Consider the following 15,548-nt stretch of genomic DNA (forward strand, 5'->3'; position numbering starts at 1 on the left):
CCCAGTGGCCGAGGATCTGGAACTCGATCGGTTGCGGGGTCGTGCGGTACTCGTCGCGGGGGCGGGGATCTCGGGCCGGGCGACGATCGAACCGCTCCGTGAACTCGGAGCCCTCGTCACCGTCACCGATTCGAATGCCGACGCCCTTGCCGAATGCGCGAGGCTCGGCGCAGCCACCGTGCCCATCGACGACCTCCTCGCCGACCGCGAACGTGTCCGTGACTTCGCACTGGTGGTGACCAGCCCCGGTTTCCGTCCCGACGCACCGCTGCTCTCGGCTGCCGCCGGAGACGGCATCCCCATCTGGGGAGATATCGAACTCTCCTGGCACGTGGACCGATCGGGACTCTACGGCCCGCCCCGCCGATGGTTGGTGGTTACCGGGACCAACGGAAAGACGACCACGACCTCGATGCTGCAGTCGATCCTGTCGGCGGCAAAGGTGCCCAGCGCAGCCTGCGGGAACATCGGACTTCCGGTCCTCGAGGCCTTACGCCAGACGTCTCCTCGGCCCGAAGTGCTGGCGGTGGAACTCTCGTCGTTCCAACTGCACTGGGCACCGTCCGTTCGGCCGGCGGCCGGGGCCGTCCTGAACATCGCCGAGGACCACCTCGACTGGCACGGCGGTATGCAGTCGTACATCGACGCGAAGGCGCGAGCGTTGACCGGCAATGTCGCAGTACTGGGTCTCGACGACGACGTGGCAGCGTCCCTCGCATCCTCCTCACCCGCCGAACGCACGGTGGGCTTCCGAGTGGGGATCCCGGGGCCGGGGGAGTTGGGGATCGAAAACGGCCACCTGGTGGATCGGGCGTTCGCCGACGGACTGCGGCTGGCCCCGGCGGAGGGGATTACCCCGTCCGGTCCTGCGGGATTGATGGATGCGCTCGCTGCGGCAGCGCTCGCGCGCGCCGCGGGGGTGGGGCCCGAGGCCGTGGCCCGCGGTCTGGCGAGTTACGTCGTCGGCCCGCACCGCGGTGCACGCGTTGCCGAGATCGGCGGGGTCACCTTCGTCGACGACTCGAAGGCCACCAACCCGCACGCGGCCGGGCCGTCGATTCTCGCGCACCAACGCGTGGTGTGGATCGCCGGCGGCCTCCTCAAAGGCGCCCAGGTCGACGACCTGATCGTCGAGGTGGCCGACCGCCTGACCGGAGTCGTGCTACTCGGGCGTGACGCCACCCACATCGCCGAGTCGCTTGCGCGACACGCCCCCGAGGTTCCCGTGGTCAGTGTCGAAACGGGAGACGATGCTGGAGTGAGTGCTGTTGCTCGAGCCGCGACCCGACGGGTGGTTCTGCCGCCCGGTACCGACAGCGACGCGGTCATGGCAGCCGTCGTGCGTGAGGCGGCTGCCCTGGCGACGGCGGGTGACGCCGTCGTACTGGCTCCTGCCGCGGCTTCGCTCGACATGTTCGACAGCTACGGTCATCGAGGTAGGAGCTTCGCCGACGCGGTCGGTCGGCTGCGTGCATCGGACATTACCGGGCAGCCGCGATGACGTCGGCCGATCCGCGCCCACGCCGGGTTCCCGACGCGCAGCGCAGCCGTGGGGCCGACGCGCAGCGCAGCCGTGTGGCCAACGCGCAGCGGGGCCGCGGTGGTGAACGGGGTCGCGGTGACGCACCTCGGGGCCGTGCCGGTGATGCGGGACGACCTCGCTCTCCCGAAGGTCCGCGTTCGCAGGACGGTTCTCCGCGTTCGGCTACGCCCCGCCGCCCGCCGCAGGGTTCGCGAACCCGCACGGCGCCGCCGCGCGCTCCCCGCACCCGGATCGGTGCGTGGCTGGCCAGACCACTGGCGTCGTTCCACCTCGTCGTAACCATCGCGTTTCTGCTCACGGTGCTGGGGCTGGTGATGGTCTTGTCGTCGTCGAGCGTCGAGGCGTATGCCAACGACGGCTCGGCCTACACGCTGTTCACCCGGCAGACGATCTTCGCAGGCGTCGGCATGATCCTGTTCTTCGTCGCGTTGCGCATCCCGGTACGGGTGATGCGCGCGCTGTCCTTTCCCGCCTTCGCGGCTACGATCGTTCTTCTGGTTCTGGTGCTCATACCCGGTATCGGAACGGTGTCGCAGGGCACCCGGGGATGGTTCGTCGTCGGCGGTGTGTCGCTGCAGCCGGCCGAGTTGACGAAGATCGCGCTCGCCATCTGGGGTGCGCACATCCTGGCGTCACGCCGGAGCGACCTGGTCGGGATCCGCGACATGCTGGTCCCACTCGTTCCCGCGGCGCTGTTGGCGTTCGTGCTCATCATCTTGCAGCCCGACCTCGGAACGACGGTCTCGTTGGCCATCATCTTGATGGCATTGCTGTGGTTCGCAGGTCTGCCGCTCAAGTTGTTCCTGGGCATCGTGGGAACCGGTCTCGCCGGGGTGGTGGTTCTCGCTCTCACCGCGGGTTACCGTTCGGCGAGGGTCCGGGCCTTCTTCAATCCGGACGAGGATCCGCAGGGTATCGGTTATCAGTCACGTCAGGCGATGTACTCGCTGGCCGACGGCGGAATTCTCGGGCGTGGACTGGGGCAGAGCCGCGCGAAGTGGAGTTATCTCCCCAACGCGCACAACGACTTCATCTTCGCCATCATCGGTGAGGAACTGGGCTTCCTGGGTGGTGCCGCCGTGCTGGGGCTCTTCGGGTTGTTCGTGTACACGGGTCTGCGTATCGCCGCACGATCGGCCGATCCCTTCCTGCGCTTGCTCACGGGTACGGCCACGGTGTGGATCACCGGTCAGGCATTCATCAATGTGGGGTACGTCATCGGGCTGCTCCCCGTCACCGGACTGCAGTTGCCGCTCGTGTCCGCCGGGGGAACGTCGACGGCCACCACGCTGTTCATGTTCGGCGTGGTGGCGAATGCGGCCCGGCACGAGCCGGAGGCGGTAGCGGCGCTGCATTCGGGTCAGGACGGCCGTTTCGGGCGAATGCTGCGTCTTCCGAAGCCCGAGGCATATTCACCGGTGCGGGCGGACGCTGCCCGGGCGGAGGCGGTGCGACGCGCCGAGGCACGGCGGCAGGCCGGACGCGAGATGGCAGCCCGCACCCGGAGCATCACATACGACAAGGGCCGCGCGGAACGCGGCAATGCCCGCACACCCGACCGCGGTGTGCGCCAGCAGCGAAGCTCGGGTGGCCGAGCAGGAGAGCGAGGATTTCGTAGGTGAGCGGCGAGAAGCCCACTCTGTCGGTGATCGTGGCCGGTGGTGGAACCGCCGGACACATCGAACCGGCTCTGGCGGTGGCCGATGCGATCAAGGCGATCGACGGGGATGTGGTGGTGACGGCGCTGGGGACGGCGCGCGGTCTCGAAACCACTCTGGTTCCGGAGCGCGGTTATCCGCTGGAACTCATTCCGCCGGTGCCCCTTCCCCGTAAACCCACCCTCGACCTGCTGCGGCTCCCGCGCCGGGTGCTGCATTCGGTTCGTCGTACCCGTGCGGTGATGGACGAGACCGGGGCCGACGTGATCGTCGGTTTCGGCGGTTACGTAGCTCTTCCGGCGTACCTGGCCGCGGGTGCCGGTCTATTGCGGCGGCGACGCAGAATCCCGATCGTGGTGCACGAGGCGAACGCGAGCGCGGGCATCGCCAACAAGATCGGCGCTCGCCGTGCAACACGGGTCCTCGCGGCGGTGGCGGGTTCCGGTGTGAAGGCGCGCGGCCGGGCGGAGGCCGAGATCGTCGGTATTCCGGTGCGGGCATCCATCACCGGTCTCGACCGGGCGGGGTTGCGCAGTAAGGCTCGGGCCCACTTCGGGCTTCCCGCCGAGGGACCGGTGCTGCTCGTGTTCGGTGGGTCGCAGGGTGCGCGGTCGCTCAACGAGGCGGTGTCGGGGGCGGCGGAGTCGCTCGCGGCGGCAGGGATCGCCGTCCTGCACGCACACGGTCCGAAGAACACCCTGGACGTCCCCGACTCCGCAGGCGGTCCGCCCTACGTGGCGGTCCCGTACCTGTCGCGGATGGATCTGGCGTATTCGGCTGCCGACGCGGTGATCTGCCGATCGGGTGCGATGACGGTCGCGGAGGTGTCGGCCGTGGGTCTCCCCGCGCTGTACGTGCCGTTGCCGCACGGCAACGGTGAGCAAGAACTCAATGCGCGGCCAGTCGTCGAAGCGGGAGGTGGAATGATTGTCCGTGACGGCGACCTGACCGCCGCCTTCGTCGCGGACACCGTGATCCCGCTGCTGCGCGACCCCGTGCGGCTCGCGGACATGGGGCGGCGCGCGGCGGGAGCGGGTCACCGTAGCGCAGCCGCCGAGGTTGCGCAGATTGTTCTCGACGTGGCCGCGCTGAAGAAGGAAACCCGATGACCGACCTGCCCGCGCACCTCGAACGTGTCCACATGGTGGGGATCGGTGGCGCCGGAATGTCCGGGATCGCCCGGATCCTGCTGGCCCGAGGGGGCCAGGTGTCCGGATCCGACGCCAAGGAGAGCCGCGGCGTGCTGGCCCTCCGCGCTCGCGGCGCGAACGTGCGCATCGGCCACGACGCCAGCGCACTCGATCTCTTGCCCGGTGGACCCACCGTGGTCGTCACCACGCACGCCGCCATCCCGAAGGACAACCCGGAACTGGTCGAGGCCGCGCGGCGCGGCATCCCCGTGATCCTGCGCCCGGCGGTGCTCGCATCGTTGATGCAAGGTCACCGGACCCTGCTCGTGTCTGGCACCCACGGTAAGACCTCGACGACGTCTATGCTGGTGGTGGCGCTCCAGCATTGTGGTTACGACCCCTCTTTCGCGGTGGGCGGCGAGCTGAACGAAGCCGGGACCAACGCTCATCACGGCAGCGGTGACGTGTTCGTCGCCGAGGCCGACGAGAGTGACGGTTCGCTTCTCCAGTACGACCCCGATGTCGTCGTCGTCACCAACGTCGAGGCCGACCATCTCGACTATTTCGGGAGCCCGGAGGCCTATACCCAGGTTTTCGACGATTTCGCCGATCGGCTGTCGCCCGGCGGGCTCCTCGTCACCTGTCTCGACGATCCCGGTTCGGCGGCGCTCGCGTCACGGGTGAGCGCGCGGAACCTCCCCGGTGTGCGAGTGGTCGGCTACGGCAGCGCAGAGTCGTCCGCCGCTCCGTTCGACTCCGTCGACGGGATCGAGGTCGGTGCCCGGCTGCTGAGTTTCGAGGCCAGAGATGTGGGGGGAGTGCTGCAGTTCCAGCTGGCCGGTGAGCGGAGTCCGCGGACCATCCGGATGGGTGTCCCAGGACGGCACATGGCACTCAACGCGCTGGCCGCACTTCTCGCTGCCCGCGAGGCCGGAGCCGACGTCGACGAGATACTCGAAGGAATCGCCGGTTTCGGCGGTGTACACCGCCGGTTCCAGTTCACCGGTCGTGAGCGTGGCGTTCGGGTGTTCGACGACTATGCGCACCATCCCACCGAAGTACGTGCGGTGCTCGGCGCCGCCGCGGATCTGGTGCGCCAGCCGCACGAGGCGGATCGGCAAGAATCCGAGGAATCGGTCCGCCGGGGCAAAGTGATCGTCGTGTTCCAGCCGCATCTCTATTCGCGGACAGCAACTTTCGCAGAAGAGTTCGGGCATGCTCTCGATCTCGCCGACGAGGTCGTGGTGCTCGACGTGTACGGGGCGAGGGAGGAACCCATTCCCGGTGTCAGTGGCGCCCTGGTCGCACTGTCGGTGACCAAGCCGGTGCACTATCAGCCCGACCTGTCGCAGGCGCCGCGTCAGGTGGCGGGGTTGGCAGAACCCGGTGACGTCGTGATCACGATGGGTGCCGGTGACGTCACGATGCTCGGAAACCAGATTCTCGACGCGCTGCGCGCGGCCCCACACAACGCCTCCCGATGAGCCGGGAGCGCCGAGGTCGCCCGGAACGGCCGGATCGCCCGGTTCGCCGCGACACCCAGCGCAGTCCGCGGCCCGGTGGCGCGTCCGCACGGAGTTCCGGCACCAGGGCTGGGTCGCGCCGGACGCCGCCGGGCGGTGACCCGTCCACTCGCAGACCGCGCGGATCGGTCCCGGCCGCAGCATCTCCGGACGTGGAGCAGGAGCCTGGGCGGCCGTGGTATCGCAGGCCGGCGGTGACCGGTCTGATCGGTGTCGTGGTGGTCGTGGCGCTCGGTCTGGTGGCCTGGTTCACGCCGCTGTTGTCGGTGCGGTCCACCGATGTCGCGGGTGCCACGACCATTCCCGAGGAACAGATTCGACAGGTACTCGCCGTGCCGCAGGGGCAGCCACTGCTGCGCGTCGACACCGTGGCGGCCGCGCAACGGGTCGCCGCGATCCCTAAGGTGGCTACCGCCCGCGTGCAGAGAATGTATCCGTCCACCATTCGGGTGACGGTGACCGAACGCGTGCCGGTCGTGTTCGTCGATACTCCTGACGGCACGCATCTTCTGGACGCCGACGCTGTCGACTACGAGATCGCGCCACCGCCTCCCGGTGTTCCTCGCCTGGTCACTGACACTCCCGGGTGGGGCGATGCCAGTACCGCGGCTGCGCTCGAGGTGCTCGAGTCGATGCCGCCGCAATTGCGCGGGCAGGTGGGTGAGGTTGCGGCCAAATCCATTTCGGACATCTCGGTGACGCTGCTCGACGGCCGCGTCGTGGTGTGGGGCGGCACGGAGAAGTCCGAACGCAAAGCGGCGGTCACCTTGCCCCTGCTGACTCAGCCCGGACAGACGTACGACGTGTCGAGTCCTGATCTCCCGACGGTGCGGTAGGGGAATGGAATTCGGAGGCGGCTGCCAGCGAGCGAGTTCGTCAAATAACTGGGCGAGTCTCGGCGCGCCTAATGGCGTATCCCGATGACGGTGCATAGCGTTTCGCTCTAGTCGAGCACTTGACATAACCGTAACCCTATGGTTCAGGTTGAGAGTTTACCCGACTGATTTGTACGAAAGCGTGATACACACTCATGGAAGGCGAGAGCCGATGACGCCCCCGCACAACTACCTCGCCGTAATAAAGGTCGTCGGCATCGGCGGCGGCGGCGTGAACGCAGTCAACCGGATGATCGAGCAGGGACTCAAGGGAGTCGAGTTCATTGCCGTCAACACCGACGCGCAAGCGCTGCTGATGAGTGATGCCGACGTCAAGCTCGACGTCGGCCGCGAACTCACCCGCGGGCTCGGAGCCGGCGCGGATCCCGAAGTCGGCCGCAAGGCCGCAGAAGACCACAAGGACGAGATCGAGGAAGTGCTCAAGGGCGCCGACATGGTGTTCGTCACGGCCGGTGAGGGCGGCGGTACGGGTACCGGTGGCGCCCCCGTCGTCGCGAGTATCGCGCGCAAGCTCGGGGCCCTCACCGTCGGTGTGGTGACCCGGCCCTTCTCGTTCGAGGGAAAGCGTCGCGGCGGTCAGGCGGACACCGGCATCCAGTCGCTGCGCGAATCGTGCGACACCCTCATCGTCATTCCGAACGACCGCCTTCTCCAGCTCGGTGACGCCGCGGTGAGCCTCATGGATGCGTTCCGCAGCGCCGACGAGGTTCTCCTCAACGGTGTTCAGGGGATCACCGACCTCATCACCACCCCGGGTCTGATCAACGTCGACTTCGCCGACGTCAAGGGCGTCATGTCCGGGGCCGGTAGCGCGCTGATGGGCATAGGGTCCTCGCGCGGTGAGGGGCGTGCGATCAAGGCTGCCGAGTCCGCGATCAACTCACCTCTCCTCGAAGCATCGATGGAGGGTGCGCGCGGCGTCCTGCTGTCGATCGCGGGTGGCAGCGACCTCGGACTGTTCGAGATCAACGAGGCCGCCTCGCTCGTCCAGGAAGCGGCGCACATCGATGCCAACATCATCTTCGGCACCGTGATCGACGACTCGCTGGGTGACGAGGTGCGGGTCACCGTCATCGCCGCCGGATTCGACGGCGGCACGCCGGCCCGTCGTCCGGTCGAGTCCACCGCCGCCGGCCGCAGCGCCATCGGGGCCGGACGCGCGGGTGAAGTGAACCAGGGCGCGGAGCCGCAGGGCGGTGAGCCGATGTCCGTGACACGCGAGACGATCAGCTCGCACAGCGCGAGCAGTCTGCCTCCGTTGTCCGGAAACGGCTCTTCCCGGCCCGTGCCGGTGTCCGACGAGGAGGGCGAAGACGACGTCGACGTGCCCTCCTTCATGCGTCGTTGACTTCGCCGTCGGGTCCCGGATTCCGGGTTCGCCGCGTCGTCACCGCACGTGCGGGTGGGCACTCCGTCGGACCGTACGAGTCCTTCAATCTGGGTGACCACGTGGGGGACGACCCCGGCGCGGTAGAGGCCAATCGTCGTCGGCTGGCCGACAAGATCGGTGTTCCGTTCGACCACCTGATCTGGATGGAACAGATTCACAGTCGCACGGTGACGGTGGTCGACAGACCTACCGATACGGCTGTGCCGGCAACCGACGCGTTGGTGACCACGGTGCCGGGTTTGGCGCTGGCCACACTCAGCGCCGACTGTGTGCCCGTCCTGCTCTCCGACGAGGAGGCGGGCGTCATCGCGGCCGTGCACGCCGGACGGATCGGTGCACGCATCGGTATCGTCCCCCGGGTTCTCGAGGTGATGGTGGAGCAGGGCGCCCGGATCGGACGGATCGGTGCCTTCCTCGGCCCGGCCGCGAGTGGACGCCAGTACGAGGTTCCCGCCGCAATGCAGGCGGATGTCGAAAAGTACCTTCCCGGCAGTGCCACCCGCACGGTGAAGGGGACTCCCGGTCTCGACCTGCGGGCCGGCATCCGCAGGCAACTGCTCGACGCGGGAGTGTCGGGTGTCGCCGAGGATCCGCGCTGCACCATCGAGGACCGGACCCTCTTCAGTCATCGGCGGGAGGCACCGACCGGCCGGCTCGCAGCGGTTATCTGGATGGATACTGGGCAGGGCGGCAGGTAGGCGCGCGAGAGGGTGTGGGAGTTGACGGCGATGGATCGTGTTCCGGAGGCGAGCGGAGCGGGCGACCGTGTCGCTCAGATCTCGGGTGCGCTCGGGGCTGTCCGCGAGCGGTTGGATGCGGCGTGCCGTGCGGCGGGACGCGAACCCTCGGATGTGATGCTCCTCCCGGTCACCAAGTTTTTCCCGGAGTCCGATGCTCGCATCCTCTATGAACTCGGTTGCCGCGAGTTCGGTGAGTCGCGTGAGCAGGAAGCGACCGCGAAAATCGGCGAGTTCCGCGCCCGAGTTCCGGACCCGGCGGTGCGGTGGCACATGATCGGCCACCTGCAACGCAACAAGGCCCGGGCGATCGCCCAGTGGGCGTACGCAATTCACTCGGTGGACAGCGAGCGGCTGGTCGGCGCGCTCGGTAAGGCAGCGACCGCTGCCGTCGAGGCGGGAGAACGCACGGAGCCGCTCCGGGTGTTGCTCCAGGTCAGCCTCGACGGTGATCCCCAGCGCGGCGGCGCTGTGGTGGGCGACCTCGAAAGCCTTGCAGCGCAGGTTCGGTCGGCTCCACACCTCGAATTCCGGGGTTTGATGGCCGTCCCACCGATCGAGGCCGACCCGGATGCGGCATTCGAGGAGCTGCACAACATTCACGCCCGGTTGTGCGTGGAGCATCCCGATGCGACGGAGCTCTCAGCGGGGATGACGAATGATCTCGAGCACGCTGTCCGACACGGGTCGACGTGCGTGCGTGTCGGAACCGCTCTGTTGGGCGCGAGGCCTATAACCTCGAAATGATCGCCGAGGCGAGCCTCGATGGAAAGTCGGCTGGGTGATCGCCAACCCGTCCACACCGCTGCGACCGGTCGTAGCGAGATCCTGTCCGCCGCGCCAAGGAAGGTCGATCAATGAGCAGTCTGCACAAGTTCAAGGCTTACTTCGGCATGGTTCCCCTCGACGACTACGAGGACGAGTACCTGGACGAGCCGGAGCCTGCGCGCAGGCCTGCACGCCCGGTACGGGACGGTGGACGTGATCCGTATCTCGACCGCGACGACCGGGACTTCGCCGAGCCTGCGTTCAGCAAGGCGGCGTATGCCCCGGGTAGGCGCGACGATCTCGACGACGAGTTCGACCGCTACGAAGGCCCGCGGCACGCGTCGCGGGTCGAGCCTGTGGCTGTGCGTTCGGCGCGCCCCGGCGTGAGTGGGTCGGTCCGGGGGAGCACCCGCGGTGCGCTCGCTGTCGATACTCGATCCGAGCGGGTGGAAAGCCGCCGCGGACCTCTCTTCGACGAGGGCGGTCCGCTCTCGAAGATCACGACGCTGCGGCCCCGCGACTACAGCGAGGCGCGCACCATCGGTGAGCGCTTCCGCGACGGCACCCCGGTCATCATGGACCTCGTGGAGATGAGCAACGCCGACGCGAAACGTCTCGTCGATTTCGCGGCGGGCCTGGCGTTCGCCTTGCGCGGCTCCTTCGACAAGGTGGCAACGAAGGTGTTCTTGCTCTCACCCGCCGACATCGACGTCTCGGCCGAGGAGCGCCGCCGGATCGCCGAGACGGGCTTCTACAGCCAGAAGTAGCACTGCGTTCAGCAGGATTGGCAGTGCGGGTCAGAGAAAACCGAAGGGCGATCATCGGGATCAGGACGTTCGGACATCACGCGGGCTGCGATGGCTGAGGTACAGAGTGCCCTGGCCGGGCGGCCCGTTTTGATAGACCGAACTGTTTCAGGCAGAGTGAAGGTGTGGCCTTGTTCTCGGTGATCTATTTGATACTGTTCGTTTTCTGGCTGCTTCTCATCGGCAGAATCATCGTCGAGTTCGTACGGACCTTCGCTCGGGACTGGCGGCCGACCGGCGTCGTGGTCGTCATTCTCGAGGCGATATTTACGGTCACAGATCCGCCGGTCAAGCTGCTGCGGCGATTGATTCCCCCGATAAATCTGGGCGGGGTGCGGTTGGATCTATCCATCATGGTCTTGCTGTTCATCGTCTTCATCCTGATGTCGATCGTTCAGGGGCAAGCGCGTGCTACGGGTCTGGTGTGACAGAATGGACCCCATTGATCCAGTGTTGGTTCACCGTTACGTAGACTGCGCTGTAACTGAATGCTTGCTAGACCGCCAAATGACGCGTGAAGGGATCCTTCCATGCCGCTGACTCCAGCTGATGTGCACAATGTCGCGTTCAGCAAGCCGCCGATCGGTAAGCGGGGCTACAACGAAGACGAGGTCGATGCGTTTCTCGACCTTGTCGAGCAAGAGTTGTCGCGCCTGATCGAGGAGAACGCCGACCTTCGGCAGCGAGTGGGTGAGCTCGACAAGGAACTCGCCGATGCGAAGAAGGCCCCGCGCCCGTCCGGCGCGGCCTCAGCGCCTGCGCCCAAGGCCGAGCCCGCTCGTGTCGTCGAGCAGCCCAAGGCGCCGGCGCCCGCACCTGCCCCGGCCGCCGCGGCTCCGCAGGCGGCACCGCAGGGAGCGGACGCTCACATGCAGGCCGCCAAGGTACTCGGCCTCGCCCAGGAAATGGCCGATCGTCTCACCAGCGATGCGAAGACCGAATCCGAGCAGCTTCTCGGTAATGCCCGCACCAATTCGGAGCAGCTGGTCAGTGACGCGCGGCAGCGTTCTGAATCGATGATTGCGGATGCTCGGCAGAAGTCCGAGGCGCTGATCACGGACGCGCAGACTCGTTCCGAGACCCAGCTGCGGCAGGCCAAGGAGAAGGCCGATGCACTGCAGGCGGACGCGGAGAAGAAGCACACCGAGATCATGGCGACGATCAACCAGCAGCGGTCGGTGCTGGAGGGTCGCATCGAGCAGCTCAAGACCTTCGAGCGTGAATACCGCGTGCGGCTGAAGTCGTACCTGGAGTCGCAGCTCGAGGAGCTGGAGCAGCGGGGTTCCGCCGTTCCGGTGGACGGTGGTCAGGATTCGTTCGCGCAGGGCGGATCGCAGTCGAATTACAGCCAGTCCTACGCCAAGGGCAATAGCTGACTGAGCGTGCGGTAGTTGCCCAGCCAGCGGCCCGGATAGAGGTTGAGCCGTGCTGGTCGTGACACTCGTTCTTGCAGCGGTGGGGTTCGCCCTCCTGGTGGTCGCTCTGATGACCGGTTCGGTCATCTGGGCCTGGGGATGCATCGTGGTGTGCGTCGCGGGTGCGGTGCTGCTGCTGATCAGTGCCCTCGCGGGCAGGCGGACGGCAGCGGTGTCCGGCCGCGGTACCGATTCAGTTCCGCCCCCCGACCCGTCGAGTGACTGACCGCGCCGGTTCCTCACGGCGAGGACGACTACACTACGTAGAGCGAGCAATTTCAGATAGCGAGACAACCACGGCGTCGATCCGGCCATCACCGGGGAGCCTTCGGAAGAACGGCCGTACGCGGGCTCAGTAGAACCGAACGGGTGGGCCCGTCACAGCCCGCTAGTGAGAGGCACTCCTCGGAGTGCAAGCGGGGTGGTACCGCGGTGGTGACGCATGAGGCGTCCCCGTCGTCCCCGTGCCGAGTACGTCAGGCACGAGGAGATCGCGGTGAGCACCACCAGTAACGTCACCAGCACCAACGAGTCCTACCCGAAGGTCGATTACGGCGTTCCGCAGGATGCGGGCGTCAAGTTCCCTCAGGTGGAGCAGCGTGTGCTCGCGGGGTGGGACGAGGACGACACTTTCCGGGCGTCCGTGACACAGCGTGAAGGTGCCGAGGAATTCGTCTTCTACGACGGCCCGCCGTTCGCCAACGGTCTTCCGCACTACGGTCACCTGTTGACCGGGTATGTCAAAGACCTCATCCCACGTTTCCAGACCATGCGCGGCAAAAAGGTCGAGCGCCGGTTCGGCTGGGACTGCCACGGCCTTCCTGCCGAACTCGAGGCGGAGAAGCAGCTCGGCATCAAGGACAAGTCCGAGATCGACGTCATGGGTCTCGAGAAATTCAACGAATACTGCAAGTCCTCGGTTCTGCGATACACCGACGAGTGGCGCAACTACGTCACCCGCCAGGCCAGGTGGGTCGACTTCGACAACGATTACAAGACCCTGGACCTCGACTTCATGGAGTCGGTCATGTGGGCCTTCAAGGAGCTGTTCGACAAGGGGCTGATCTACCAAGGCTTCCGAGTGCTGCCGTACAGCTGGTACGAGCAGACGCCGCTGTCGAATCAGGAGACCCGACTCGACGACGCGTACAAGATGCGTCAGGACCCGGCCGTTACCGTCGACATGCCGCTGCGCGGTGAGGGCCCGCTGGATGGCGCGAACGCGATCATCTGGACCACGACGCCGTGGACCCTGCCGTCCAACCTCGCGATCGCGGTGCACCCCGACATCGACTACGTGCAGGTGTCGGGTCTCGACGGGAAACGCTATGTGCTCGCCCGCGATCGTCTGGGCCATTACGCGCGGGAACTCGGGGACTCGCCGGACGTGCTGTCCGAGCACACGGGGGCCGACCTCATCGGTCTGCACTACGACCCGCCGTTCGACTTCTTCGCCGGTCACGAGAACGCGCACCGCGTCATCTCGGCCGACTATGTCACCACCGAGTCCGGTACCGGAATCGTGCACATGGCCCCGGCTTTCGGTGAGGAGGACTACGACTACTGCCTCCGCAACGGCATCGAATTGGTCCAGCCGCTCGACGCGGGTGGCAAGTTCACGTCGATGGTGCCGCCCTACGAGGGGCTTCAGGTGTTCGACGCGAACCCGGCGATCATCAAGGACCTCAAGGCTGCTGGAAAGTTGCTGCGGCACGAAACGATTGAGCACTCGTATCCGCACAGTTGGCGCAGCGGCCAGCCGCTGATCTACATGGCGGTCCCGTCGTGGTTCGTCGCGGTCACCAAGTTCCGCGATCGGATGGTGGAACTGAACCAGGAGATCACCTGGGTGCCGGAGCACATCCGCGACGGACAGTTCGGCAAGTGGCTCGAGGGTGCCCGAGACTGGAACATCAGCCGTAACCGGTACTGGGGCAGCCCCATCCCGGTGTGGGTCTCCGACGACCCGGCCTATCCGCGGACCGACGTGTACGGCTCGCTCGACGAACTCGAGCGCGACTTCGGCGTGCGCCCGACCGATCTGCACCGGCCGATGATCGACGACCTCGTGCGCCCGAACCCCGACGATCCGACGGGGAAGTCGATGATGCGTCGCGTGCCCGAGGTGCTCGACTGCTGGTTCGAATCCGGGTCGATGCCCTACGCCCAGGTGCATTACCCGTTCGAGAACCGCGAGTGGTTCATCGGGGCGACGGGGGATGATACCGCCCACTTCCCGGGCGATTTCATCGTGGAGTACAACGGCCAGACCCGCGGCTGGTTCTACACGCTGCACGTGCTGGCGACCGCATTGTTCGACCGTCCCGCATTCAAGACCGTTGCGGCCCACGGCATCGTCCTGGGCGACGACGGACTGAAGATGAGTAAGTCGAAGGGCAACTACCCGGATGTCAAGGAGGTGTTCGAGCGCGACGGTTCGGACGCCATGCGGTGGTTCCTCATGTCTTCGCCGATCCTGCGGGGCGGAAATCTCGTGGTCACCGAGCAGGGCATCCGTGAGGGTGTCCGGCAGGCGCTGCTGCCGTTGTGGAACGCGTGGAGTTTCCTGCAGCTGTACGCGCCGAAGCCGGGTCAGTGGCGGACCGACTCCACCAACGTCCTCGACCGGTACATCCTCGCCAAGCTGGCCGGCACCAGGGACGTGATCACCGTTGCGCTCGAGGCGAACGACATCGCCGGGGCGTGTGACGAACTGCGCACGTTCTGTGATGCGTTGACGAACTGGTATGTGCGGCGGTCGCGTTCGCGTTTCTGGGACGAGGACAAGGACGCCGTCGACACCCTCCACACGGTGCTCGAAGTGGTCACCCGGCTGGCCGCTCCGTTGCTGCCGCTGATCAGTGAGGTCATTTGGCGTGGGCTCACCGGCGGACGGTCCGTGCACCTCGCCGACTGGCCGGCCGCAGGTGATTTGCCGGCGGATGCGGAGTTGGTGTCGGCGATGGACGAGGTTCGGTCGGTGTGTTCGACGGTGCTGGGACTGCGGAAGGCCCAGAACCTGCGGGTGCGGCTGCCGCTGCCGGAGGTGACGGTGGCCGCGGACGACGCCGAGCGTCTGCGCCCCTACCTGGGACTGATCGCCGACGAGGTGAATGTGAAGAAGGTCGACCTCACGACGGATGTGGACGTGCACGGCCGTTTCGAGCTCGTCGTCAACGCGCGTGCCGCGGGGCCGCGCCTGGGCAAGGACGTGCAGACCGTCATCAAGGCCGTGAAGGCCGGTGACTGGTCGGAGAACTCGGACGGTGTCGTCACCGCGGCGGGGATCGAGTTGCTGCCGGAGGAGTACACGCAGCGGCTGGTCGCCGCCGAACCGGAGTCGACAGCAGCCCTGCCCGACGGGGCCGGCCTGGTGGTCCTCGACTCCGCTGTCACCGAGGAACTCGAAGCCGAGGGCTGGGCGAAGGACCGCATCCGTGAGTTGCAGGATGCGCGCCGGGCGGCGGGCCTCGACGTGTCGGACCGGATCACCGTGGTGCTCGAGGTCCCGGCCGAGCGGCGGGACTGGGCACGTGCTCACCGCGAGCTGATCGCGGGCGAGATACTCGCTGTCGAGCTCGAACTCGCCGAGGCGCCCGCCGACGCGGTCGAGCTCGGTGAGGGTGTGCGGGCGGCCATCTCGAAGGTGTGATCTGTCGGACCGCGCGGGTAGGTTGCACCA

13 protein-coding genes are annotated in these 15,548 nt (G+C 66.9%); all 13 read left to right on the top strand.

The features are described 5' to 3' along the window. The first annotated feature begins 4 nt into the window (after positions 1 to 4). The 13 genes from murD (at position 5) to ileS (ending at position 15,518) form a co-directional block, all read left to right on the top strand. On the top strand, positions 5 to 1,501 hold the full coding sequence (gene murD, locus CBI38_RS12525; protein WP_109329270.1) for a UDP-N-acetylmuramoyl-L-alanine--D-glutamate ligase: 1,497 nt from the start codon (positions 5 to 7) through the stop codon (positions 1,499 to 1,501). Next, positions 1,498 to 3,165, top strand: a complete 1,668-nt coding sequence (ftsW, locus tag CBI38_RS12530) for a putative lipid II flippase FtsW (RefSeq protein WP_109329272.1) — start codon at positions 1,498 to 1,500, stop codon at positions 3,163 to 3,165. Before murD ends, ftsW begins: the two co-directional genes overlap by 4 nt. Next, positions 3,162 to 4,310 (top strand): undecaprenyldiphospho-muramoylpentapeptide beta-N-acetylglucosaminyltransferase, encoded by a 1,149-nt coding sequence (gene murG, locus CBI38_RS12535; RefSeq protein WP_109329274.1) that lies wholly within the window; start codon positions 3,162 to 3,164, stop codon positions 4,308 to 4,310. Before ftsW ends, murG begins: the two co-directional genes overlap by 4 nt. Further along, positions 4,307 to 5,815 (top strand): UDP-N-acetylmuramate--L-alanine ligase, encoded by a 1,509-nt coding sequence (gene murC, locus CBI38_RS12540; RefSeq protein WP_109329276.1) that lies wholly within the window; start codon positions 4,307 to 4,309, stop codon positions 5,813 to 5,815. Before murG ends, murC begins: the two co-directional genes overlap by 4 nt. Before the next feature lie 233 nt (positions 5,816 to 6,048). Beyond that, a complete protein-coding gene (locus tag CBI38_RS12545) occupies positions 6,049 to 6,690 on the top strand; it encodes a cell division protein FtsQ/DivIB (RefSeq protein ID WP_109329278.1) in 642 nt (213 codons plus the stop codon). Positions 6,691 to 6,901: 211 nt separating this feature from the next. Next, entirely contained in the window at positions 6,902 to 8,098 is a 1,197-nt protein-coding gene (gene ftsZ / locus CBI38_RS12550) for a cell division protein FtsZ (RefSeq protein WP_109329280.1), read from the top strand. Next, positions 8,095 to 8,838, top strand: a complete 744-nt coding sequence (gene pgeF / locus CBI38_RS12555) for a peptidoglycan editing factor PgeF (RefSeq protein WP_109329282.1) — start codon at positions 8,095 to 8,097, stop codon at positions 8,836 to 8,838. Before ftsZ ends, pgeF begins: the two co-directional genes overlap by 4 nt. 30 nt (positions 8,839 to 8,868) lie before the next feature. Beyond that, the gene (locus CBI38_RS12560) at positions 8,869 to 9,624 is read left to right on the top strand and encodes a YggS family pyridoxal phosphate-dependent enzyme (RefSeq protein ID WP_109335040.1); all 756 of its coding nucleotides are present in this window, start codon (positions 8,869 to 8,871) and stop codon (positions 9,622 to 9,624) included. A gap of 110 nt (positions 9,625 to 9,734) precedes the next feature. Further along, positions 9,735 to 10,412 carry a cell division protein SepF gene (locus CBI38_RS12565; protein ID WP_109329284.1) on the top strand — a complete coding sequence of 226 codons (678 nt, stop codon included), beginning with the start codon at positions 9,735 to 9,737 and terminating at the stop codon, positions 10,410 to 10,412. A gap of 164 nt (positions 10,413 to 10,576) precedes the next feature. Next, positions 10,577 to 10,879: a YggT family protein gene (locus CBI38_RS12570; protein ID WP_005247609.1), complete on the top strand. Its 303-nt coding sequence runs from the start codon at positions 10,577 to 10,579 to the stop codon at positions 10,877 to 10,879. 102 nt (positions 10,880 to 10,981) lie between these two features. Continuing rightward, a complete protein-coding gene (gene wag31 / locus CBI38_RS12575; RefSeq protein ID WP_109329286.1) occupies positions 10,982 to 11,827 on the top strand; it encodes a DivIVA-like cell division protein Wag31 in 846 nt (281 codons plus the stop codon). A gap of 49 nt (positions 11,828 to 11,876) precedes the next feature. Beyond that, complete coding sequence (locus tag CBI38_RS12580) at positions 11,877 to 12,092, top strand: hypothetical protein (protein WP_109329288.1); 216 nt, start codon at positions 11,877 to 11,879, stop codon at positions 12,090 to 12,092. 270 nt (positions 12,093 to 12,362) lie between these two features. Then, the gene (gene ileS / locus CBI38_RS12585) at positions 12,363 to 15,518 is read left to right on the top strand and encodes an isoleucine--tRNA ligase (RefSeq protein ID WP_109329290.1); all 3,156 of its coding nucleotides are present in this window, start codon (positions 12,363 to 12,365) and stop codon (positions 15,516 to 15,518) included. The last annotated feature ends 30 nt before the right edge of the window (positions 15,519 to 15,548 follow it).

It is taken from the genome of Rhodococcus oxybenzonivorans (genome assembly GCF_003130705.1).
GTDB lineage: Bacteria > Actinomycetota > Actinomycetes > Mycobacteriales > Mycobacteriaceae > Rhodococcus_F > Rhodococcus_F oxybenzonivorans.